We start from the raw sequence: 20,048 nt of genomic DNA on the forward strand, positions 1-20,048 counted from the left end.
CAAGGCTCGTTTCCGGCTATGCCGGGAGCGGAGTGAAGGAAGACATCCGGGGATAACGACATGGCCGATGCTCACCAGAAGAATCACGACTATCACATCATCGATCCGAGCCCTTGGCCGATTCTCGCCTCGCTCGGCGCCTTCATCATGGCAATCGGCGGCGTCTGCTACATGCGTTATCTCAACGGCGGCTCGTTCAAGGTCGCCGGCGCGGAGCTCGCCAATCCCTGGCTCTTCTACATCGGCTTCGCGCTGGTGCTCTACGTCATGTACGGCTGGTGGGCCGATACGGTGAAGGAAGCCCATGAGGGCGCCCACACCCGCGTCGTCTCGCTGCACCTGCGCTACGGCATGATCATGTTCATCGCTTCGGAAGTGATGTTCTTCGTCGCCTGGTTCTGGGCCTATTTCGACGCCAGCCTCTATCCGAACGAAGCGATCCAGGCCTCGCGCCTGCTCTATACCGGCGGCACTTGGCCGCCGAAGGGCATCGAAGTCCTCGATCCCTGGCATCTGCCGATCTACAACACCGTCATCCTGCTCCTGTCGGGCACGACGGTCACCTGGGCGCACCATGCGCTGCTGCACAACGACCGCAAGGGCTTGATCCAGGGCCTGACGCTGACGGTGCTGCTCGGTATTTTCTTCTCCAGCGTCCAGGCCTATGAATATGCCCACGCGCCCTTCGCCTTCAAGAATTCGATCTACGGCGCGACCTTCTTCATGGCGACCGGCTTCCACGGTTTCCACGTCCTCGTCGGCACGATCTTCCTGGCTGTCTGCCTGATCCGTGCGCTGCGCGGCGACTTCACCCCGAAACAGCATTTCGGCTTCGAGGCGGCCGCCTGGTACTGGCACTTCGTCGACGTCGTCTGGCTCTTCCTGTTCTTCTGCATCTACGTCTGGGGCGGCTGGGGCGCACCCGTCGCAGCCGGATGATCGGAACGAAACTTGAGAAAAGGCGGGCCTGGTGCCCGCCTTTTTTGTTGGTGGGATCCGCGACAGCCCGCACCTTTCCGGAGACGAGGGACGTGCCATGCGAGAGCGGGCGAGGAACGGAGAGGCTGCGGCATGTGTCCTCTTCTCCCCAGCGGGGGTCCGTAGGACGGGTTGAGACCGGTGGCTCAACCCAGGCAAAGGTGGCCCGAAGGGTCGGATGAGGGGGCCACGCGGCAGGCCCTCTCATCTCAACTATCCCGCCATGCCGACGCGAGCGCGGTCGAATCGCGCATGAATGTTGTTGGAAAGACCGGCTTCGCCGGCCCCCTCATCCGCCCTACGGGCACCTTCTCCCCGCTGGGGAGAAGAGGGAATCGAGAGGTTGCAGCATATTTCCTTCGCCCCGCGAGCGGGGAGAAGGTGCCGGCAGGCGGATGAGGGGCTGCCATCGGCAACCTCTTCGGCCGAGGTAAGGGCTCCCGCTTTTCATCGCCTCAGCGCGCGCCGGCAATCCGTTCGAACGCCGAAGGCTGGGGAATGCCGAGGTCCAGCTGGTGGCGGATCGCCTCGGCGCATTCGAGCGGTGTCAGCACTGAGGTATCGACCTCCATGTCGTAGATGCCGGGCCGATGCACCTCGTCCTGCCAGCGTTGCACCGGTTCAGGAACGGGCACGTCCTCCGTGGCGCTGAGATAAAGCGTCTCGCGCCCCTCCTGGACAATGTCGCGCCGCTGCATGATCGTCTCGATCGGACAGCGCACGCCGACGAACAGCACGGGAAAGTCTTCCAGTCGCCGGGCACAATCGCCGAGGATGCCGAGTGGCTGCGAATAGCTGTCATGGTGGCCGAGATCGGCGATGACATTGAGCCCCAGGCTGGCATGGATGGCGATCGATTCGTAGAGTGCTGCATAAAAGAACGGCACCAGTTCCTCCAGGTCCGGCCGTTCGCCGCCCGGCCGCAGTCCGATGCCCGGAAGGTAGCGCTTCGGTGTCATGGCATTGTAGCTGTCGACGCCGAGGTTGATCCACGGCCCCTCGAAGTGTTCCTGTACCGCGCGCGCGATGCTTGATTTGCCGCTCCGCGGCGCGCCGTTCAGGATAATGATTTGCACGGAATGGCTATCATTGATCATCAGTCTTCTTCTTCTGTTTGGCGCGAATCATTACAGCGCCGCGCGACAATTCAGACGTGGCAAGGACGCTGTAACACTTTGAATTGCTGATAGTTCCTCACATCGATTCCGATGCGAAGAACTATCGGCGGGACGAAATCACGCGGGCATTTCCCTTCGTCCTGCGAATAATTTATGGGAGAGTTAAGGCAGCATCGAAAAAGGCCGCGGCCGCCAAGGCTGCCAGAAGGAATGGAATGAACGAGGACAGCGCCCATTTTCCGCCCGTCGATCCGGTGAAAACAGGCATCAAGGGCTGCTGCCCACGCTGCGGCCAGGGCAAACTCTTCGACGGACTGCTCGGAGTAAAGCCGCGTTGCGCCGCCTGCGGCCTCGATTATTCCTTCGCCGATTCCGGTGACGGCCCGGCCGTCTTCGTCATCCTCATCGTCGGCTTCATCGTCATCGGCATGGTGCTGTGGCTGCAGGTGAATTACGGGCCGCCGATCTGGGTGCATATCCTGCTCTTTGCTCCGTTGACGATTATCCTGTCGCTACTGACGCTGCGCTGGTTCAAGGGCATCCTGATCGCCATGCAATACCGCCATAATGCCCGCGAAGGACGCCTGAGTGACTGATATCGACCATGCCGCGCCGCGCCGCCGGCTGCCGGTTTTCACCGGCATCCTGGTGCTGATTGCCCTTGCCATCCTGATTTCGCTCGGCACCTGGCAGGTGGAGCGCCTGCACTGGAAGGAGGGCCTTATCGCCGATATCGCCGCGCGCCAGGCAGCAAGCCCCGTGCCGCTTGCCGATATCGAGGCGATGGCGGCTGCAGGCGGCGATATCGAATACCGCAAGGTGACCGCCACCGGCCGCTACATCAACAACAAGGAGCGGCACTTCTTCGCCACCTGGCGCGGCCAGACCGGCTATTACATCTATACCCCGCTGGAGCTTGCCGACGGGCGCATTCTCTTCGTCAATCGCGGCTTCGTTCCCTTCGACAACAAGGAGCCGGAAATGCGCATGCAGGGCCAGCTGACGGATCAGCAGACCGTCACCGGCCTGGCGCGCGAAAAGCTTCCCGGCAAGCCTTCCTGGGTGGTGCCTGACAACGACGTCGCCAAGAACATCTTCTACTGGAAGGATCTCGACGTCATGGCCGAGAGCGTCGGGCTGGCGAAAGCGATCGTCATTCCCTTCTTCGTCGATGCCGATTCCACCCCCAATCCGGCCGGCCTGCCGATCGGCGGCGTCACCCAGGTGGATCTGCCGAACGACCATCTGCAATATGCTTTCACCTGGTACGGGCTGGCCGCCGTGCTCGTTGTCGTGGTGGCGATCTCCTGGTTTCGCAAGGGTGCCAAGGCACCTCAGCAATAGTATCACTTCAATTCTCGACCATATTGGGCTAGAGGTCCCTTAGCCCCACGCGGGACGTTGCTGTTGAAGCTGGACGTTGCCGAGTTCTCCCTCATTCCTGTGCTCGTCACAGGAATCCAGTGCGCCCAAGTCCTTGGGCGCGGTAGGTGGACTTGGATTTTGACAGTCATTCACGGCGCCGACGCGCCGTGGCTGGATTCCTGTGACGAGCACAGGAATGAGGAATTTGACGGAACAGACATGAATATTGCGGCGAAACCTCCTTTGACGATTAGGCTCTGCGGCCCGCGCGGCTTCTGCGCCGGCGTCGACCGCGCCATCCAGATCGTCGTGCTGGCGCTGAAATCCTATGGTGCGCCGGTCTATGTGCGCCACGAGATCGTCCACAATCGCTATGTCGTCGAAGGGCTGGAAGCCAAGGGCGCCGTCTTCGTCGAGGAGCTGGACGAGATCCCGGCCGAACATCGCGCCCAGCCGGTGGTCTTTTCCGCCCACGGCGTGCCGAAATCCGTGCCCGAGGATGCGGCAAGCCGCAACCTCTTCTATCTCGACGCCACCTGCCCGCTGGTCTCCAAGGTCCACAAGCAGGCGATGCGCCACAATCGCCTCGGCCGCCATGTCGTCCTCATCGGCCATGCCGGCCATCCCGAGGTGATCGGCACGATGGGTCAGCTGCCGGAGGGATCGGTCTCGCTGATCGAGACGATCGAGGATGCCGACGCCTATGTCCCCGTCGATCCCGACAATCTCGGCTATGTCACCCAGACGACGCTGTCGGTCGACGATACGGCCGGCGTCATCACCCGCCTGCACGAGCGCTTCCCGAACCTGACGGCGCCGGCAGCCGATTCGATCTGTTATGCGACGACCAACCGCCAGGAAGTGGTGAAGCAGGCAGCGCCCGGCTGCGATCTTTTCATCATCGTCGGCGCGCCGAACTCCTCCAACTCCAAGCGCCTCGTCGAAGTGGCGCTCAGGGCAGGGGCGAAGAAATCCATCCTCGTGCAGCGCGCCGCCGAGCTCGACTGGGACGAGATCGGCGCGATTTCGACGCTCGGCCTCTCGGCCGGCGCCTCGGCACCCGAGGTCATCGTCAACGAGATCATCGAGGCTTTCCGCGCCCGCTTCGACGCCCGCGTCGAACTGGCCGAAACGGTGCAGGAAACCGAAAATTTCCTCGTCAACCGCGAACTGCGCAATATCGAGCTGACGGCAGCCGACATGGCCTTCGTCAACGGCTAGATCGGCCTTTCGGCCTGGCGTCCACTCCGGCAAATCCAATATCAACAGGCATGAAGGCGAGACCTCACTTGGCAGTCTATACCGATATCGCCGAAGACGATCTGAAATGGTTCCTGACGGAATATGACGCGGGCACGCTGCTCTCCTACAAGGGCATTGCCGAAGGCGTCGAAAACTCCAACTTCCTGCTTCACACCTCCAAGGATCCGCTGATCCTGACGCTCTATGAGAAGCGGGTGGAAAAGAGCGACCTGCCTTTCTTCCTCGGTTTCATGCAGCATCTTTCCGCCCGCGGCCTGTCCTGCCCGCTGCCGCTGCCGCGCCGCGATGGCGCGCTGCTCGGCTCACTGTCCGGCCGTCCGGCGGCGCTGATCTCCTTCCTCGAAGGCATGTGGCTGAGAAAGCCGGAGGCAAAACACTGCCGCGAAGTCGGCAAGGCGCTGGCCGAGATGCATGTGGCCGGCGATGGTTTCGAGTTGAAGCGGGCGAATGCGCTGTCGATCGACGGCTGGCGGGGGCTGTGGGAAAAATCCGAAGTGCGCGCCGGCGAGGTTGAGTCCGGCCTGCAGACCGAGATCCGCAGCGAACTCGATTTCCTCTCCGCCGCCTGGCCGAGTGGCCTGCCGGCCGGCGTCATCCACGCCGACCTCTTCCCCGACAACGTCTTCTTTCTCGGCGACCAGCTCTCCGGCCTGATCGATTTCTATTTCGCCTGCAACGACCTGCTCGCCTATGACGTCTCGATCTGCCTGAATGCCTGGTGCTTCGAGAAGGACGGCGCCTACAACATCACCAAGGGCACGGCGATGCTCGAGGGCTACCAGAGCGTCAGGCCGCTGAGCGAGGCCGAAATCTCAGCCCTACCGGTGCTGTCGCGCGGGTCGGCGCTGCGGTTCTTCCTGACCCGGCTCTATGACTGGCTGACGACGCCTGAGGGCGCCATGGTCACCAAGAAGGACCCGCTCGAATATCTCCGCAAGCTGCGCTTCCACCGCCAGATCAAATCGCCCGCCGAATACGGATTGAGCCTATGAAACACGTCGATATCTTCACTGACGGCGCATGCTCCGGCAATCCCGGCCCCGGCGGCTGGGGCGCGGTGCTGCGTTATGGCGATGTCGAAAAGGAGCTTTGCGGCGGCGAGGCGGATACGACCAACAATCGCATGGAACTGCTGGCGGCGATCTCGGCGCTGTCGGCCTTGAAGAGCCCTTGCGAGGTCGATCTCTATACCGACAGCGCCTATGTCAAGGACGGCATTTCCAAGTGGATTTTCGGCTGGAAGAAAAACGGCTGGAAGACCGCTGACAAGAAGCCGGTGAAGAATGCCGAACTCTGGCAGGCGCTGGAGGCGGCCCGTGACCGCCACAAGGTGACGCTGCACTGGGTCAAGGGCCACGCCGGCCACCCGGAAAACGAACGCGCCGACGAACTCGCCCGCAAGGGCATGGAGCCTTTCAAGAAGGGCAAGGCGGTTTCGTTTTAAGTCCTGCGCATTTGCCTTTACGCGTCTCGGCGACATTGAGCGCGAAATTAACTGCGATAACGCAATGCATTCACCAGAAGCGAGAATGCGGGGGAAGCAAGGCGTCGGCTCGGATAATAAAGGTGATATCCAGGAAATGGCGGTGACCAGTCCTCCAGCACGGGCACCAGTTTTCCTTCACGGATCAGCGGCAGCAGGTAATCGTCTGGCAGGCATGCCAGACCAAAACCACCGAGCGCCGCATCGACGATCATCGGGACGTCGTTGCAGATGAACTGACCTTCAACACGAACATTCAGCGGCTTGCCGTCTTTTTCGAACTCCCAGGCGTACAAGCCGCCAACCGTTGCAAGCCTGAGATTGATGCAGCGGTGCTGCGTCAGGTCATGCGGCGTGGCCGGTTTCGGGTTCCGTGCGAAATAATCCGGCGAGGCAACGACCAGCATCCGCATTTCCGGTCCGATCTTGAGCGCGATCATATCCTTTTCGATATGCTCCCCAAGTCGGACCCCGGCGTCGAAGCGCTCGTTCACAAGATCAATCAGCCGACTGTCGACAGAGATCTCGATGTTGATATCCGGGTAGGACTGCATCAATCCCTTTACGGCAGGCATGAGGATCGTTTCTGCGGCATGCCGGATCGAAGTGATGCGTATCGTGCCTCCCGGCGCATGACGCATAGCGCCAAGTGCATCCAGCCGGCTGCGGATATCATTGAACGCAGGCCGCAGCGTTTCGGCCAGCTGCTCTCCGGCCTCGGTTGGAACAACGGTGCGGGTCGTCCGCGTCAGGAGCCGGAGGCCCATGCGATCTTCCAGTCGGCGCACTGTATGGCTGAGGGACGATTGCGAGGTCCCCAGCAGCGCGGCCGCACGTGTGAAGCTTCGTTCTTCAGCGACCGTCAGGAAGGCCGCCAGGTCACCCAGTTCATCGCGCTTCATTCATGAATCCTCAATATAAGTCCATTTTGATCCTAGCATCTAGTCGGAGTAATCAGCCAGGAGTAAATTCTCCTCGACAGCCAGCGGCCTATTGATCCGCCAGGAACAAAGGCCCGCGGACCAACTGCCCAGCGGAGCGGCGTCCCGCAGGCCGCCCCTTTCATGAATGGCGGATATAGCCCCTTTCGGAATCCGATGCCTAATCCGGCGTGTCCTCCGATCCTATGTCGGAGCGGACAGTCAACAAGGAGATCACCATGAAAACCGTCGCCGCAAGCCTTGCCATCTCGGCATTCGCAGCCGCAGGCGCCGAAGCGCAGCAGAACCCCCGCGTCGCTCCGCCGGCCGTCTATCAGGTCGCCCCTGGCCTTGGCCATTTCACGGATGACGTCCTGTTCGGCGAGTTTTGGAAGCGCGGCGATCTGAGCCCGCGCGACCGCAGCCTGGTCACCATTTCGGTACTGATCTCAACCGGCAAGGGGCACGTCCTTGCCAACCATGTAAAGCGCGCCCTCGAAAATGGTATCGAGCCGAGGGAAGTCGGCGAGGTCGTCACGCATCTCGCATTTTATTCCGGCTGGCCCAATGCGATATCGGCTGTGACGGAGATCAAGAAGGTTTTTGACGAGCTGAAGATCGCGCCCGTGGCGGACAGCGATGACACACGCGTTCAGTTCGATGCCGCAACGGAAGCCGCCCGCAGCGCGTCCGTCGACGCCGAGGTGGCGCCTACCGCGCCGGCGCTTGCCGACCTGACAAACCGGGCATTGTTCGGCGATCTGTGGCAGCGCCCGGATCTGTCGGCCCGCGATCGCAGCCTGGTTACGGTGGCCGCTCTGGTGGCGATGGGGCAGTCTGACCAACTGGCCTTCCATCTCAACCGCGCCATGGATAACGGTCTCAGCCGGCAAGAGGCAGCTGAAGCTATTACCCACGCCGGGTTCTATGCCGGTTGGCCTCGCGCCATGTCGGCAGTGCCGGTTCTCAAAACCGTCTTCGCCAGCCGTCAAGCTTCCGCCGCGAGCAATCCGGCAGAAGCAGATATCAAGGTGGTCAAACGCGGCAGCCAACCGGTAAGCGGTCCAGCCGAGCGTTTCACCGGCAAGGTCCAGGTATCGGCCGCTTACAAGGGTGATGGCGCTGCCCGCATTGGCGGTGCCACGGTTGCCTTCGAACCCGGCGCCCATACGGCCTGGCATTCGCACCCGCTCGGTCAGACGCTGTTTGTCGTTTCCGGCCGAGGTTGGGTCCAGAAGGAAGGCGGCACGGTCCAGGTCATGGAACCGGGTGACATCGTCTGGATCCCCCCGATGGTAAAACACTGGCACGGTGCGTCGGCAGATCAAGCGATGGTGCATTTTGCGGTATCGGAAGCACTCGACGGTAACAGCGTGACCTGGATGGAGAAAGTCGCTGCCGAGGACTATAGCCAAGGTCGCCAGGCCGATAATTGACCGACAAGCTGCGAGGAAAAAGCGCATGCAGAAATCGAGCGCACGCCGGCACTTTCTCACATCGCTGCCCCTGGCGGCGATCGGGCTGGCTATGACCTCCGCAGGCGCTGGGGCTCAGCAAACTCCGTCCGCGAACACGCTGGTCGCGTATTTTACCCGGACAGGCAACACACGGGTCATTGCCCTGCAGGTCCGCCGGGCACGGCAGGCCGCGCTGATTGAACTTCAGCCGGCCGAGCCCTATCCGGAAGACTATGAGGAAACTGTTGCCCAGGCTCGCCGGGAAACCGAGCAAGGCTTCCTCCCGCCCTTGGTTCAACTGGTTGCCAACCTCGATCAGTATCGGGAGATTTTCCTGGGCTTCCCGATTTGGGGAACAACGGCACCGCCTGTTATCCGCTCATTTCTGCGGTCTCATGATCTTTCGGGCAAGATCATCCGCCCCTTCATCACTCATGGCGGTTACGGCCTTGGAAACAGCCTTGAAGTGATCAGCTCCCTGGCGCCGCGTGCTACGATCGAGCCGCCGTTCTCCTTGGAAGCGGACCAGGAACGCCGGACGATGGAACAGGTGAGGAGCTGGCTGGGTTGAATAAGAATTAGCTCCACAGGGCCTGGGATGACGGAGGGTGAGGATCGGTTCCAACCCAAATTTCCCGCTGGTGCAGCGGGATAGCGGGTCGGCTTCCGTCAGGCGGGCACTCACCCGACGGTGGGATATTGCGGCGCCTCACGGCAGCGATGCGACGGCTTTCCAGTAGCTCACGCCGCCCGCTGCTGCGGCGCCGTCGCCGCGCCCTGGATCAGCCGGTGCAGATATTCGAGTTTTGCCACGACCGGCGTGGACAGCACGAAGGGGTAGGAGTCGGGCTGGCCCATGCTGCGCTGGATGGCGTTGATCGCGATGCTGAGCGGCACCCAGGCGCTGACCAACTGTTCGGCGCTTCTTGCCCTGTAGGGGATGAAATCCACCTCGCCTGATATTTCCTCATGGCCGCGCGGATCGATGGCGATGCCGAAGGCGCGCGCCGTTTCGAGCGTATCGACGATATGGAGGTAATGCGCGAAGCATTCGGCGAAATCCTCCCAGGGGTGTGATGCCGCATAGGCGCTGATGAAATCGTCCTGCCATCCCAAGGGCGCGCCGCCGGCATAGTGGGTCTGCAGGGCTGTCGCATAATCCTGCCGTTCGTCGCCGAAGACCCTGCGGAAATCGGCAAGGCCGCCCCGATCGCGCACCAGCTTGTTCCAGATGAAATGGCCGGCCTCGTGGCGGAAATGGCCGAGCAGCGTACGATAGGGTTCGTTCATCGAGCTGCGCGCCTGTTCGCGCGTCGCATCGTCGGCCTCTGCGGCGCGAATGGTGATCAGGCCTTCCTCATGGCCGGTCATAGCCGGCACGACATAGCCGTTGCTCTCTATCGAATCCTCGAGGAAATCGAAGACCAGGCCGCCTTGCGGGTCTTGCGCCCGATCCGGATGCGGCAGCTTCCAGCGCAGCAGCGAATAAAACAGATGACGCTGGGCCTGGCTGATGCGCCGCCAGCGATCGATGCCGTCCTGGGTGTCGGTGTTCGGAACCAGCCGGTTGTGGCGGCAGGCAACGCAGAATTCACTCTCGCCGTCGCCGTCCACCAGCCAGTTGCAGATATCGAGACTGGCATTGGCGCAGAAGCGAACGTCGCGGTCGGGATTGGAAACGAGCTGCCAGAGTGTCTCGTCGCGCGGTTCCAGCGCATGCATGGCGAGATCGCCGGGCAGGAAGCCGAGGCGATGGTTGCAACGCACGCATCGACGGTTGTCGAAGTGGACGACCTGATCGCAGTTGTCGCAGGCAAAAAGCTTCATTGGGTCAATCTCTGCAGAGCATGAGGGTGGCAGACTAAAAATGCCTGCCGCGCGAGGGGCGCAACAGGCATGGTGATAAAGGATGAGCGTCTACTGCGCATTCCTTAAATCGGAAGCACAGCGTCCTTTGGGCGTCTTAGTGCTGTCGCTCAGAGCCGGTCAACGGCGCCCTTGAGCTTGTCCTTGACCTTGCCGGTTGCGACCTGTCCCTTGCCCTTGGCTTCCTGGACAGCGCCCTTGGCCTGCATTTCGCGATCGTCCGCGGCCTTGCCGACGGCCTGCTTGGTCTTGCCGGCAATTTCGTTTGCCTTACCGGAAATCTTGTCGCTGGTGCTACCCATATGTGATGTCTCCTTGGTCGGCATGGGCTTCTTGTCCATGCTTGCCGAAATGAAACGTCACTCGCGGCTATTCGTTCCCGCTGCCGTCAGGTCAGCGATCGTCAGGCCAGTCTCTTAAGCGTGGCCGGCTTCGGCCGAAAGCATCGCAGCGGTCACGCCCATGCCGGCGAGCGCCCGCTCGTATTTGTCGTCGAGACTGCGGTCGAAAATCAATTCCTCGTTGGCCGGGCAGGTGAGCCAGCCATTGTTGACGACCTCGCTTTCGAGCTGGCCGGCCGACCAGGAGGAATAGCCGAGCATCATCGTCGCCCGCGTCGGCCCATCGCCCTTGGAGATGGCGCGCACGATATCGAGCGTCGCCGTCAGGCAGATGTCGTCGCTGACGGGAATGCTGGAGTCGCTGGAATAATCGTCCGAATGCAGCACGAAGCCGCGGCCGCTTTCCACCGGGCCGCCGGTCTGGATCGGGAAGTCGCGCGCCCGCTTCGGCAGCACGATCGAATCTTCCTGCTTGATCATGTCGAGATGCAGCAGCACATCGGTGAAGGTGAGGCTTTGTGGCCGGTTGATGACGAAGCCCATGGCGCCGGCATCCGAATGCGCGCAGATGTAGATGACCGTGCGCGCAAAATTGCGGTCTTCCATGCCCGGCATGGCGATGAGGAACTGGCCATCGAAGAAGCCACGTTCCCGTCTGTTCTTCAGCGTCAATAAGGACATCGTTCCTCCTGCTGCTAGACCGCACCAAGGCCTCGACAAGAGAAACATGGGCCAATGTCACACATCAATCAACTGAAAATGAAGATTTAAATCGCCGCGACTTCTGGCGGCCAAGCGGCACATTCGGTAAACCTTTGTTCCATGATGGTTATTTCCTCAGGCCCGCGCAGGCTTTTGATCGTGGTTGTGTCAGCGGTCGCAGCCCTTCTCCCGTTTTATTCCGCCCATGCGGAAATGAGCGCCTGGGCGGACAACGAGGGCGGCCGCATGCGCCTCGTGGCGCTCGCCCCCGATGCCGCCGGCAAAATCCGCGCCGCCCTTCAGATCGAGCCGAAGCCCGGCTGGATCACCTATTGGAAAGAACCCGGCGGCAATGGCATTCCGCCCCAAATCACTGTCGCGGCGGAAAGCGGCGTCACGCTCGATGCCATCGCCTATCCCGTTCCGAAGCATTTTTTCAACGGCGCGATCGAGGATATCGCCTATGACGCGCCGGTGACGCTGCCGCTGTCGCTGACGGCGGCCGGCAAAGGCCCGGTTACGATCGATGCTGCCGCCTTCATCGGCATCTGCAAGGATATCTGCATTCCCTTCCAGGCGAATTTGCAGCTGAAGCTTGGCCCCGCCATCCAGTCGCACCCGCAAGAGGAGGGGATACTTCAGGCCGCCGATGCGAGGCTGCCGAAGCCGCCATCGCCGGATTTCGACGTGACGGCGCATGCGATGTCGCCCGACAGGAAGACGCTGTCGCTGACACTCGCTCTGCCGGGCGGGGGGCCGGGCGAGGGGCCTGGCGAGGGGACGGACGCGCCGGATATCATCGTCACCGGCCCGAGCGGCCATGCCTTCACCAAGCAGATCGGCGGCAAGCGCGACGGCGCCACCTTCAAGGTCGATGTCACCATCGGCAAACTGCCTGAGAATTACGACATATCCGGCAAGCGCTGGGGCGTGCTGGTCATCGACGGCGAGAGGGCGATGGAGACCACACTTGCCTTTCAATGATGGGCTCCTATAGTCGCCTCCGATCCCCTGCGGCGCCCGCCGTCAAGCAGAACTCCCAATCCAGAACTCAAGGAGAAAACCATGACCATCGCGATCGGCGACAAGCTTCCTGCCGCCACCTTCAAGGAAAAGACGGCTGACGGCCCGGTCGAAATCACCACCGATCAGCTCTTCGCCGGCAAGCGCGTCGTGCTCTTTGCCGTGCCGGGCGCGTTCACGCCGACCTGCTCGCTGAACCACCTGCCGGGTTATCTCGAAAACCGCGACACCATCCTCGGCAAGGGCGTCGACGACATCGCCGTCGTCGCCGTCAACGACTGGCACGTGATGGGCGCCTGGGCGCAATCATCCGGCGGCATGGGCAAGATCCACTTCCTCGCCGATTGGGATGCCGGTTTCACCAAGGCCGTCGGCCTCGACGCCGACCTCTCCGCCGGCGGCCTCGGCCTTCGCTCCAAGCGTTATTCGATGCTGGTGGAGGACGGCGTGGTGAAAGCCCTCAACGTCGAGGAAAGCCCCGGCCAGGCAACCGTCTCGGGCGCTGCCGCGATGCTGGAACAGCTCTGAGCGTTCACTCCTGATGGATGAAGGGGCGGCCGTTCGGTCGCCCTTTTCACTTGTGTGATCGGCTCGCTCTCGGGCGGCCCCTGCTGCCGGATGCGGGCATCATCCTGCTCGCCTCATCGTCAGAACAGCGACGAGCCCGCAAAAACCCAGCACCACCAGGGGCGGAATTGCATGAGCATATTCGCCGTGGAACAGAACCGTGCCCGCGGCGGCCAGCATCACCGCACTTCCGAGCAGTGAACCGTAGAGGCGGAGCGGTTTGAAGATGAGCATGACCGCGGTCGTGAATTCACAGATGGCGGTCAGATAGTGAAAGCTTTCCGGATAGCCCCAGCGGGCGTAGTCCGCGGCAATTTCGGGGCTGACGAAAGTGTTGCCATAGGCGCCGACGAAGAAGAAGGCTGCAAGCAGCCAGGCAATGACGTTTGCCAGGGATAGGTTGACGAGAGACATAGGGGGCGACCTCAATGCGACGGCGCTTGGAGCGCGAGAGTGCGGCGCGCCAAACGCCAGCCCTCCGGCGTCCGCCGCAGCCGGTCGGTATAGGTCACGCTCGCCACTGCCCCGTTCGACAACAGACCAAGGCCCTTCGAGACGGCGACGATTTCGTCGCCCGCGCCTTCCTGAACGTGCACATTCGTCGTGTGATGGGCCGTCGCATGGCCGTCCTGGCTGGCCATATGGCAGATCGCTGCAATGCCTGTGACCGGCGCAAAGCCGAAAACGCCCGCGTCGAAATGTGCATCCTCGGTAAAGACTTCACCGAACCTGTCCCACGCATGATTGTCGACGAGGTGTGCCCAGAGCGAGAGGATCTGGTTGATCTCGACGATGTCATCGGTCGTTGGTTTCATGTTTCATGGTCCTTGAAAGGGGAAGGGGTGCGAATTCGCGATCGCGGCGAAAAGGCGGATGCCGCGTTCTCAGGACGCAACATCCCCGTGTCGCTGAACGGTCCGGCGCATGCCGGGTTATCCAAGCGCGGGGCCGCAGGCCGTCACCAGTTGATCGGGCCATTGGTGTTGAAAAACTGGCCGGTCGGTCCGGCATCATCAAGCAAAGCATATTTGACCGGGGCGCGAACGCCGTCTTCGATCGTGATGTAGCCGCCGCCTCGGTTCAATTCGGTCATGACATAGCCGGGGCAGACCGCGTTGACCTTGATCGGCGTATCTTTCAGCTCAAGGGCAAGCTGCACGGTCAGCATGTTGACCGCCGCCTTGGAGGCGGCATAGCCAAGCCATTTGACGTCGGGGGACGGATTATTTGCATCGCCCGTCCACCAAAGCGAACCCACGCTGCTGGAAAGGTTGACGATGCGCCCACTCACCGCCTTGCGGATCAGCGGCAACAGTTTCTGGGTCACGATCACCATTCCGATGAAATTGACCTCATAGGATTCGCGCAGGGTTTCGATGGAGGCCATACTGGGGAAATCGTCGGTGTCGAGCAGCAGGATTCCCGCATTGTTGATCAGGATGTCGAGCCTGCCGAACCGCTCGCCGATCGATGATGCGGCAGCGTCGATCGTCTCAGGGCGATTGAGGTCGATCTCGATCGCTTCGATCGCCAATCCCTCTGCACGCAATGTTTCGGCCTTTGCTTGGCCTGCGGCAAGATCGCGTGCGCCGAGAAGGACGAAGACGCCTTCCCGGCCGAGCTGTCGAGCCGTTTCAAAACCAAGGCCGCGGGTCGCGCCGGTGACGAGCGCGATTTTTTGATCTGTGGACATTCTATCTCCCAAGCAGGCGCGCTCGCAGGGCGAGGCTGTTTGCAATGACGTTGCTCAGCAACGCATCGTGAAATTGCATGGGAAATTATGTCTGTCAACGACAAATGACACTAAGTGACATTTTGCTCGAAATGGACGATACCGGCGGCGCGATCGAAGAGATCGGCGAGTGACATTGCCGCTCCGCCATCCACCCAACTGTTTATCGATGCCCGAATGAGCGCGAAAACCGTTCCCGCCACCGTATAGGCGACAACATCAGGGAGCGGAGACCGCCTGTCCGGCGAGGCGAGAATATGGGCGACTTCGTCGATCAGTTCGGCGATCATCTGTTCTTTTCGCGCAGAAATGCTCCTGTTGGAGCGGATCGCCGTCTCGATGGCGAGAAAGAAACGCGACTTTTCATCGAACGCCAAAAGCATCGCCCGCGCGGCAGCAAGAAGTGCGACAACCGGCGGCTCCGAGGCGAGCCGCTCCGTCAGTTCCGCACGGACGATCGTCATACCATCCTGCACCCAGCTGACGATCACATCCTCCTTTGTCGGGAAATAGCGAAGCAGGGTACGGGGCGACACGCTGACGGCGGCCGCGATGTCGGCGACCGTCGTTTCCTCGAATCCACGCTTGTGGATCAGATCCAACGCGGCCTCGAGCAACTGGGCTCGCGTGCGATCCTTCTTATCTTCCCGAAGTCCCAAGATTGTCTCCACGCTGACATGCGGCGGGCTTCTTTTGACACATCATGCCATTTGTCGTCCAGCGACAGAAATGCGCGAATGTCGCGCAAAACGACATGCGGAAAACCAAAGATCTAAAGCGTGTGACGCGCTTTAGTCCTTCATCGGCTCGCCGAGCGTATGCATCAGGCGGTTCGCCCAGCCGAAGATCGCCGAGGAGAGGACGAGATCGAGAGCCTCAAGCTCGTCGAGCCCGACGTCCGCCAGCGCCTGCGCGTCGGCTGCGACCGCCTCGGGCGGCGTGGTCGACAATCGGGCCGAAAAGTTGAAGATTTCCTGGAGGTGCTCGTCGAGCGTCGCCTCGAGACCATCGGCGAACACGGCGTCGATGACATCCGTGCGTTTTGTCAGGTTGTTGAACCGCGATGCATGGACGGCGGCGCAGTAGACGCAGCGGTTGACGACGGAGGCGGCGACGGCACCCAGTTCGCGCTCGCTGGCCGCCAGTCCGTCCTTGCCGTACATGATCAGGTTGAACAGCGGTGAGCGGACCGCGAGCGTCTCGGGGTCGTGCGCCAGGGTCAGCACATAGGGCGAGATGCCCTTGTTCGACGGCGTCGTCTGCATCGCCGCATGCTGCTCGTCGGTGGCGGTCGCGAAATCGACCGGAACGACATAGGGCTGCCAGCGCGGCACCGTGGTGGTGAAGGTGTGGACGACCTCGCTCATCGCATTTCTCCCAGCAGCTTCAGGCCGGCGAGAACCCGCACCTGGTAATTGACGAAAGCCGCAAGTTCCGCGAGCCGGACGATGTCGGCGTCGGTTACGCCGACCTGACGCAATGCCTCCACATCAGCGCGCGTGGCATCGCGCGGCGCGACCGTGAGCCGGTCGGCATGGCGAACGATCTCGGCGGTGCGCGGATCCGACACGTTCGTGTCCGGCTCGGCGAGCAAGGCTGTCGCCGGTTCGTCGGCGCGGGCAACGAGCGTGTCGTAGTGGCTTGCGAGCGCCGGGCTGCGGTTGTGGCGCGCCATGCGGGCGGCGAGCGCAGCCCTCAGGCCGTGCGACAGCCCGCCGGGATCGCGTGGCAGAAGCACTGCGTCGTGGGCCGCTTCACTGAGGCGCAGGATCTCCGCGCGTTTGCCCATGGCTTCCGCGAGCGCGGAACCCGGCCTCACAGAGGCAAGAGTTTCGATGAGTGTCAAAACAAGCTCCTCAATACGTCAGCGGACATAAGTCTTAGGTAGGCCGGACCTCTCATTATGTCAAACTGGAATGCTAGGCAGACTTTGATGTGAATTTTTTATCTACAGCCAGTCGTCAAATGAGAATTGTCATGCTTTACTGACATGAAGGAGAGTGTTTGATGTCCGTTATGCATTCTAACTCTTTCGATATCCGGCAGCTTGAAGCCTTCGCAGCGGTGATGTCCGCCGGCAGCGTGACCGGGGCGGCGCGACTGCTCGGCCGGTCGCAGCCGGCGGTCACAAGGCTGATCCAGGATCTGGAAGCCGATATCGGTTATGCGCTTTTGCATCGAAGCGGCCCGCGCATCAGCCCGACCGCGCGCGGTCTGCTGTTTCACGCCGAAGTGGAACGCCATCTCGCGAGCCTCGCCCACATCCGCGAGCGGGCGAATGCCATCGGTCTCGATGAGCCGCCGTCGTTGACGATCGCCGCCACGCCTTCACTTGCGGCCGGCGTTCTGCCGCAGGCGATCGCGGCCGTCGCGCCGGACTTGATACCGCGTCATCTCCATGTGCAGGCGCTGGCGGCCGAGAATGTCGTGCAGGCCGTGCTCGCCCGCTCGGCCGACTTCGGGATCTCAAGCCTGCCGCTGGAACATCCCGGCCTAGACGTGCACTGGATTGCCGAAGCGTCGTGTGTCGTCGCTCTCGCCGCCAACGATCCGCTCGCCAACGATGACGTGGTGCGTCTCTCCGATCTCGCCGAGCGCCGCATCATCACGCTCGCTAATCCTTACCGCCTGCGGCACCGCATCGACGAGGCCCTGGAGCGGGCGGGTGTGGCGCCGCAACGGATGATCGACGTCAACGCCTCGCTGACGGCCCTGACGATGGTCCGGGCCGGACTGGGTGTCGCCATCGTCGAGCCGGCGACGGTCTGCGGCGTTCCGCTCGAGGGGATCGTGATGCGCGTCCTCGACCACACCATCCCCTTCCTGTTCGGCGCCATCTCGCCTGCCGCGATGCCGCTGACCCCGACAGTTGCCGCCGTGATCGATGCGGCCCGCGCGGTGGCGCTCGCGATGCCCGGTTGCCGGCTGCATGACGCAGGCGGCGTCGAAGCATTGGCCGACACTGTCTACGGCGGCAGCCCGATGACCGAGGACGTGCCGTCATGAGCGACCTCTCGACGTTTCCGAACAGTCTTGAAGCGCTCGAGGCACGCCTGCGCCAGGACCTTGCCTGGCTGGAGCTGCCGGCCAAGTCATGGGTTCCGCCCCGCATCGTCGATGGCCATGGGGTCGTCGACGTTGTGATCATCGGTGCGGGCATGGCCGGGCTCGTGGCTTCCGCCATGCTGAAGCGGCTCGGCGTCGCCAACCACATCCTTCTCGATAAGGCGCCTGCAGGAAGCGAGGGGCCGTGGGTCACCTTCGCCAGGATGCGGACCCTTCGCTCCCCCAAGCAACTGACCGGGCCCGCAATGGGCCTGCCGGCCCTGACGTTTCGCGCCTACTACGAGGCGCGTCATGGCCGCGATGCCTGGACCGCGCTCGACCGGGCGCCGCGTCAGACATGGATGGATTACCTGGTCTGGTACCGGCGCGTGCTTGACCTGCCGGTACGCAATGGGGTCGCCGTCGATGCCATTCGTCCGCGCGCCGACGGCCTGCTCGACCTCGTCTGCCGTCATGATGGCCGGTCCGAAACGAAGATCGCGCGCCATGTGGTGCTGGCAACGGGCCGCGACGGTCTCGGCGGTCCCTTCGTACCGTCGATCGCCCACGGCATCGAGCGCAAGTTCTGGGCCCATACCGCCGACCCTATCGATTTCGCCGCATTGCGCGGCAAGCGGGTCGGCGTCGTCGGAGCCGGCGCCTCGGCGATGGACAACGCCGCCACCGCGCTCGAGGCAGGTGCCGCCCGGCTTGACATGTTCGTGCGCAGGACCGACCTGCCACGGATCAACAAGTTCACCGGCATCGGCAGCCAGGGCGTGGTGCATGGCTTCGCCGGTCTGCCGGATGACTGGAAGTGGCGCTTTCTCGACTACGCCATGCGCTCGCAGACGCCGCCTCCGCGCCCGAGCGTCTTGCGTGTCAGCGCATTCCCGCAGGCCCATCTTCATCTCGGAAGCCCGATCGATCGATTGCAGCAGCAAGGCGACCATACCGTTGTGACGACGCCGAAAGGCAGCTATCCCGTCGATTTCCTGATCTTCGGCACCGGCTTCAGGGTCGACCTGAAGAACCGGCCGGAACTCGCCGCCGTCGCATCCCATATCGGCCTCTGGCGCGACCGCTTTCCTGTGCCCGCGGACATGCGAAACGACGAGCTTGAAACCTCGCCCGACCTCGGAGAGGCGTTCGAGTTCCTCGAGGCCGAGCCCGGCGCTTGCCCGGCGCTGGCCCGCATTCACTGCTTCAACTTCCCGGCCACGCTCAGCCACGGCAAGCTCACGGGCGATATTCCCGCCATCAGCGAAGGTGCCGACCGGCTCGCGCGCGGCATCGTCAGGGCGCTGTTCGTCGCCGACCGCGAGCGTCATTTCGCCGATCTCCAGGCCTTCGATACGCCCGAGCTGCTCGGAGACGAGTGGGCCGACGACGAGACCGCGACGTTTTCCGACCTATCTGCCGAAAGGACACCGACCCGAAATGCTTGAGATCAAAAACCTAAAGCTGTCCTACGGAAACACCCAGGTCCTCAACGGCGTCGATCTCTCGGTGAACCGCGGCGACGTGGTGTCGATCATCGGCCCCAGCGGCACCGGCAAGACGACGTTGCTGAAGTGCATCAACTATCTGGCCAAGCCGGCCTCCGGCACGATCGCCTTCGATCAGGTCAGGATGGACTACCAGAAACCGGACAACACTGCGGTCCATGCGATCCGGCTGCGGACGGCGATGGTCTTCCAGCAGTTCAACGTCTTCAAGAACATGACCGTCATTCAGAACGTGATGGATCCGCTCGTGGTCGTGCAACGCAAGTCGAAGGACGCGGCGCGTTCGATCGCCTTGCAGGAGCTTGAGCGGGTCGGCCTTTCGAGCAAGATCGACAGCTACCCGTCCCAGCTTTCCGGCGGCCAGCTGCAGCGGACCGGCATTGCGCGTGCGCTGGCCGTGAAGCCGGATGTCATGCTCTTCGACGAACCGACGTCGTCGCTCGACCCCGAACTCGTCGGCGAGGTTTTGAAGGTGATCAGGGACGTCACGTCGTCCGGCATCACCTCGCTCCTCGTCACCCACGAGATGCAGTTCGCAAAGAACATCTCGAACCGCATCGTCTTCATGGATCGGGGCGTCGTCGCCGCTCAAGGCAGCCCTGCCGAGATCTTCGACACGCCCTCCAACCCGCGCCTTGCCCAGTTCCTGAATTCCGAACACTCCATCCAGTAAAGAAAGG

General features: G+C 62.3%; 24 protein-coding genes. 13 read left to right on the top strand and 11 right to left on the bottom strand.

Translation table 11 applies throughout. From position 1 onward, the window contains the following. Positions 1-60: 60 nt before the first annotated feature. The gene (locus AC244Q_RS03140; protein WP_012756324.1) at positions 61-939 is read left to right on the top strand and encodes a cytochrome c oxidase subunit 3; all 879 of its coding nucleotides are present in this window, start codon (positions 61-63) and stop codon (positions 937-939) included. Between the two features lie 494 nt (positions 940-1,433). Here AC244Q_RS03140 and AC244Q_RS03145 read toward each other — a convergent pair whose 3' ends face one another. Beyond that, positions 1,434-2,075 (bottom strand): chloramphenicol phosphotransferase CPT family protein, encoded by a 642-nt coding sequence (locus AC244Q_RS03145; RefSeq protein WP_128407861.1) that lies wholly within the window; start codon positions 2,073-2,075, stop codon positions 1,434-1,436. A 236-nt stretch (positions 2,076-2,311) separates the two neighbouring features. Here AC244Q_RS03145 and AC244Q_RS03150 point away from each other — a divergent pair, with 236 nt between their 5' ends. The 5 genes from AC244Q_RS03150 to rnhA all read left to right on the top strand — a co-directional run bounded on the left by AC244Q_RS03150 (position 2,312) and on the right by rnhA (position 6,168). Further along, on the top strand, positions 2,312-2,692 hold the full coding sequence (locus AC244Q_RS03150; protein ID WP_003545995.1) for a DUF983 domain-containing protein: 381 nt from the start codon (positions 2,312-2,314) through the stop codon (positions 2,690-2,692). Continuing rightward, positions 2,685-3,440, top strand: coding sequence for an SURF1 family protein (locus AC244Q_RS03155; protein WP_113545765.1), 756 nt, complete (start codon positions 2,685-2,687; stop codon positions 3,438-3,440). The genes AC244Q_RS03150 and AC244Q_RS03155 overlap by 8 nt, the downstream gene beginning before the upstream one ends. A 240-nt stretch (positions 3,441-3,680) precedes the next feature. Continuing rightward, positions 3,681-4,682, top strand: coding sequence for a 4-hydroxy-3-methylbut-2-enyl diphosphate reductase (ispH, locus tag AC244Q_RS03160; RefSeq protein WP_011650764.1), 1,002 nt, complete (start codon positions 3,681-3,683; stop codon positions 4,680-4,682). A gap of 68 nt (positions 4,683-4,750) precedes the next feature. After that, positions 4,751-5,716 carry a homoserine kinase gene (locus AC244Q_RS03165; RefSeq protein WP_113545764.1) on the top strand — a complete coding sequence of 322 codons (966 nt, stop codon included), beginning with the start codon at positions 4,751-4,753 and terminating at the stop codon, positions 5,714-5,716. After that, a complete protein-coding gene (gene rnhA, locus AC244Q_RS03170; protein ID WP_011650766.1) occupies positions 5,713-6,168 on the top strand; it encodes a ribonuclease HI in 456 nt (151 codons plus the stop codon). Before AC244Q_RS03165 ends, rnhA begins: the two co-directional genes overlap by 4 nt. 47 nt (positions 6,169-6,215) lie before the next feature. Here the strand turns inward: rnhA and AC244Q_RS03175 are convergent, their stop codons facing one another. Further along, on the bottom strand, positions 6,216-7,109 hold the full coding sequence (locus AC244Q_RS03175; RefSeq protein ID WP_012756329.1) for a LysR family transcriptional regulator: 894 nt from the start codon (positions 7,107-7,109) through the stop codon (positions 6,216-6,218). A 257-nt stretch (positions 7,110-7,366) separates the two neighbouring features. On the opposite strand from AC244Q_RS03175, the gene AC244Q_RS03180 reads away from it, so the two are divergent. Both AC244Q_RS03180 and AC244Q_RS03185 read left to right on the top strand, forming a co-directional pair. Then, positions 7,367-8,563: a (R)-mandelonitrile lyase gene (locus AC244Q_RS03180; RefSeq protein WP_012756330.1), complete on the top strand. Its 1,197-nt coding sequence runs from the start codon at positions 7,367-7,369 to the stop codon at positions 8,561-8,563. A 25-nt stretch (positions 8,564-8,588) separates the two neighbouring features. Further along, entirely contained in the window at positions 8,589-9,155 is a 567-nt protein-coding gene (locus AC244Q_RS03185) for a flavodoxin (RefSeq protein ID WP_012756331.1), read from the top strand. A gap of 170 nt (positions 9,156-9,325) precedes the next feature. On the opposite strand, the gene AC244Q_RS03190 is transcribed toward AC244Q_RS03185, so the two are convergent. The 3 genes from AC244Q_RS03190 to AC244Q_RS03200 all read right to left on the bottom strand — a co-directional run bounded on the left by AC244Q_RS03190 (position 9,326) and on the right by AC244Q_RS03200 (position 11,472). After that, positions 9,326-10,411: a zinc-binding metallopeptidase family protein gene (locus AC244Q_RS03190; protein ID WP_012756332.1), complete on the bottom strand. Its 1,086-nt coding sequence runs from the start codon at positions 10,409-10,411 to the stop codon at positions 9,326-9,328. Positions 10,412-10,560: 149 nt separating this feature from the next. Beyond that, entirely contained in the window at positions 10,561-10,752 is a 192-nt protein-coding gene (locus AC244Q_RS03195; RefSeq protein WP_003584739.1) for a CsbD family protein, read from the bottom strand. A 114-nt stretch (positions 10,753-10,866) separates the two neighbouring features. Beyond that, positions 10,867-11,472: a YqgE/AlgH family protein gene (locus AC244Q_RS03200; RefSeq protein ID WP_128407860.1), complete on the bottom strand. Its 606-nt coding sequence runs from the start codon at positions 11,470-11,472 to the stop codon at positions 10,867-10,869. A gap of 141 nt (positions 11,473-11,613) precedes the next feature. On the opposite strand from AC244Q_RS03200, the gene AC244Q_RS03205 reads away from it, so the two are divergent. Then, positions 11,614-12,477 carry a protein-disulfide reductase DsbD domain-containing protein gene (locus AC244Q_RS03205; protein ID WP_128407859.1) on the top strand — a complete coding sequence of 288 codons (864 nt, stop codon included), beginning with the start codon at positions 11,614-11,616 and terminating at the stop codon, positions 12,475-12,477. Positions 12,478-12,558: 81 nt separating this feature from the next. Beyond that, positions 12,559-13,044 carry a peroxiredoxin gene (locus AC244Q_RS03210; RefSeq protein ID WP_011650769.1) on the top strand — a complete coding sequence of 162 codons (486 nt, stop codon included), beginning with the start codon at positions 12,559-12,561 and terminating at the stop codon, positions 13,042-13,044. 99 nt (positions 13,045-13,143) lie between these two features. On the opposite strand, the gene AC244Q_RS03215 is transcribed toward AC244Q_RS03210, so the two are convergent. From AC244Q_RS03215 to AC244Q_RS03240, 6 genes are all read right to left on the bottom strand, one after another. Beyond that, positions 13,144-13,497 carry a DoxX family protein gene (locus AC244Q_RS03215; RefSeq protein ID WP_012756335.1) on the bottom strand — a complete coding sequence of 118 codons (354 nt, stop codon included), beginning with the start codon at positions 13,495-13,497 and terminating at the stop codon, positions 13,144-13,146. 11 nt (positions 13,498-13,508) lie between these two features. Beyond that, positions 13,509-13,898 carry a nuclear transport factor 2 family protein gene (locus AC244Q_RS03220; RefSeq protein ID WP_017993174.1) on the bottom strand — a complete coding sequence of 130 codons (390 nt, stop codon included), beginning with the start codon at positions 13,896-13,898 and terminating at the stop codon, positions 13,509-13,511. A gap of 143 nt (positions 13,899-14,041) precedes the next feature. Continuing rightward, positions 14,042-14,776: an SDR family oxidoreductase gene (locus AC244Q_RS03225; RefSeq protein WP_017993175.1), complete on the bottom strand. Its 735-nt coding sequence runs from the start codon at positions 14,774-14,776 to the stop codon at positions 14,042-14,044. Positions 14,777-14,886: 110 nt separating this feature from the next. After that, positions 14,887-15,474, bottom strand: coding sequence for a TetR/AcrR family transcriptional regulator (locus AC244Q_RS03230; protein WP_017993176.1), 588 nt, complete (start codon positions 15,472-15,474; stop codon positions 14,887-14,889). 132 nt (positions 15,475-15,606) lie between these two features. Next, entirely contained in the window at positions 15,607-16,182 is a 576-nt protein-coding gene (locus AC244Q_RS03235) for a peroxidase-related enzyme (RefSeq protein ID WP_017993177.1), read from the bottom strand. Beyond that, positions 16,179-16,661, bottom strand: coding sequence for a CMD domain-containing protein (locus tag AC244Q_RS03240; RefSeq protein ID WP_113545762.1), 483 nt, complete (start codon positions 16,659-16,661; stop codon positions 16,179-16,181). The genes AC244Q_RS03235 and AC244Q_RS03240 overlap by 4 nt, the downstream gene beginning before the upstream one ends. 161 nt (positions 16,662-16,822) lie before the next feature. Here AC244Q_RS03240 and AC244Q_RS03245 point away from each other — a divergent pair, with 161 nt between their 5' ends. Genes AC244Q_RS03245 through AC244Q_RS03255 form a run of 3 tightly spaced genes read left to right on the top strand, consistent with a single transcriptional unit; the run spans position 16,823 to position 20,041 of the window. Then, positions 16,823-17,821, top strand: coding sequence for a LysR family transcriptional regulator (locus tag AC244Q_RS03245; protein ID WP_128407858.1), 999 nt, complete (start codon positions 16,823-16,825; stop codon positions 17,819-17,821). Next, positions 17,818-19,308, top strand: a complete 1,491-nt coding sequence (locus AC244Q_RS03250) for an NAD(P)-binding domain-containing protein (RefSeq protein WP_128407857.1) — start codon at positions 17,818-17,820, stop codon at positions 19,306-19,308. Before AC244Q_RS03245 ends, AC244Q_RS03250 begins: the two co-directional genes overlap by 4 nt. Further along, positions 19,301-20,041, top strand: coding sequence for an amino acid ABC transporter ATP-binding protein (locus AC244Q_RS03255; protein WP_128407856.1), 741 nt, complete (start codon positions 19,301-19,303; stop codon positions 20,039-20,041). The genes AC244Q_RS03250 and AC244Q_RS03255 overlap by 8 nt, the downstream gene beginning before the upstream one ends. The last annotated feature ends 7 nt before the right edge of the window (positions 20,042-20,048 follow it).

Source organism: Rhizobium sp. CB2179, assembly GCF_057653455.1.

What these genes read in the sequence shown, in the direction of transcription:
- AC244Q_RS03140 (WP_012756324.1), top strand. Translation starts at nt 61, where the DNA reads ATGGCCGATGCTCACCAGAAGAATCACGACTATCACATCATCGATCCG.
- AC244Q_RS03145 (WP_128407861.1), bottom strand. Translation starts at nt 2,075, where the DNA reads ATGATCAATGATAGCCATTCCGTGCAAATCATTATCCTGAACGGCGCG.
- AC244Q_RS03150 (WP_003545995.1), top strand. Translation starts at nt 2,312, where the DNA reads ATGAACGAGGACAGCGCCCATTTTCCGCCCGTCGATCCGGTGAAAACA.
- ispH (WP_011650764.1), top strand. Translation starts at nt 3,681, where the DNA reads ATGAATATTGCGGCGAAACCTCCTTTGACGATTAGGCTCTGCGGCCCG.
- rnhA (WP_011650766.1), top strand. Translation starts at nt 5,713, where the DNA reads ATGAAACACGTCGATATCTTCACTGACGGCGCATGCTCCGGCAATCCC.
- AC244Q_RS03175 (WP_012756329.1), bottom strand. Translation starts at nt 7,109, where the DNA reads ATGAAGCGCGATGAACTGGGTGACCTGGCGGCCTTCCTGACGGTCGCT.
- AC244Q_RS03180 (WP_012756330.1), top strand. Translation starts at nt 7,367, where the DNA reads ATGAAAACCGTCGCCGCAAGCCTTGCCATCTCGGCATTCGCAGCCGCA.
- AC244Q_RS03185 (WP_012756331.1), top strand. Translation starts at nt 8,589, where the DNA reads ATGCAGAAATCGAGCGCACGCCGGCACTTTCTCACATCGCTGCCCCTG.
- AC244Q_RS03190 (WP_012756332.1), bottom strand. Translation starts at nt 10,411, where the DNA reads ATGAAGCTTTTTGCCTGCGACAACTGCGATCAGGTCGTCCACTTCGAC.
- AC244Q_RS03195 (WP_003584739.1), bottom strand. Translation starts at nt 10,752, where the DNA reads ATGGGTAGCACCAGCGACAAGATTTCCGGTAAGGCAAACGAAATTGCC.
- AC244Q_RS03200 (WP_128407860.1), bottom strand. Translation starts at nt 11,472, where the DNA reads ATGTCCTTATTGACGCTGAAGAACAGACGGGAACGTGGCTTCTTCGAT.
- AC244Q_RS03205 (WP_128407859.1), top strand. Translation starts at nt 11,614, where the DNA reads ATGATGGTTATTTCCTCAGGCCCGCGCAGGCTTTTGATCGTGGTTGTG.
- AC244Q_RS03210 (WP_011650769.1), top strand. Translation starts at nt 12,559, where the DNA reads ATGACCATCGCGATCGGCGACAAGCTTCCTGCCGCCACCTTCAAGGAA.
- AC244Q_RS03215 (WP_012756335.1), bottom strand. Translation starts at nt 13,497, where the DNA reads ATGTCTCTCGTCAACCTATCCCTGGCAAACGTCATTGCCTGGCTGCTT.
- AC244Q_RS03220 (WP_017993174.1), bottom strand. Translation starts at nt 13,898, where the DNA reads ATGAAACCAACGACCGATGACATCGTCGAGATCAACCAGATCCTCTCG.
- AC244Q_RS03225 (WP_017993175.1), bottom strand. Translation starts at nt 14,776, where the DNA reads ATGTCCACAGATCAAAAAATCGCGCTCGTCACCGGCGCGACCCGCGGC.
- AC244Q_RS03235 (WP_017993177.1), bottom strand. Translation starts at nt 16,182, where the DNA reads ATGAGCGAGGTCGTCCACACCTTCACCACCACGGTGCCGCGCTGGCAG.
- AC244Q_RS03245 (WP_128407858.1), top strand. Translation starts at nt 16,823, where the DNA reads ATGTCCGTTATGCATTCTAACTCTTTCGATATCCGGCAGCTTGAAGCC.
- AC244Q_RS03250 (WP_128407857.1), top strand. Translation starts at nt 17,818, where the DNA reads ATGAGCGACCTCTCGACGTTTCCGAACAGTCTTGAAGCGCTCGAGGCA.
- AC244Q_RS03255 (WP_128407856.1), top strand. Translation starts at nt 19,301, where the DNA reads ATGCTTGAGATCAAAAACCTAAAGCTGTCCTACGGAAACACCCAGGTC.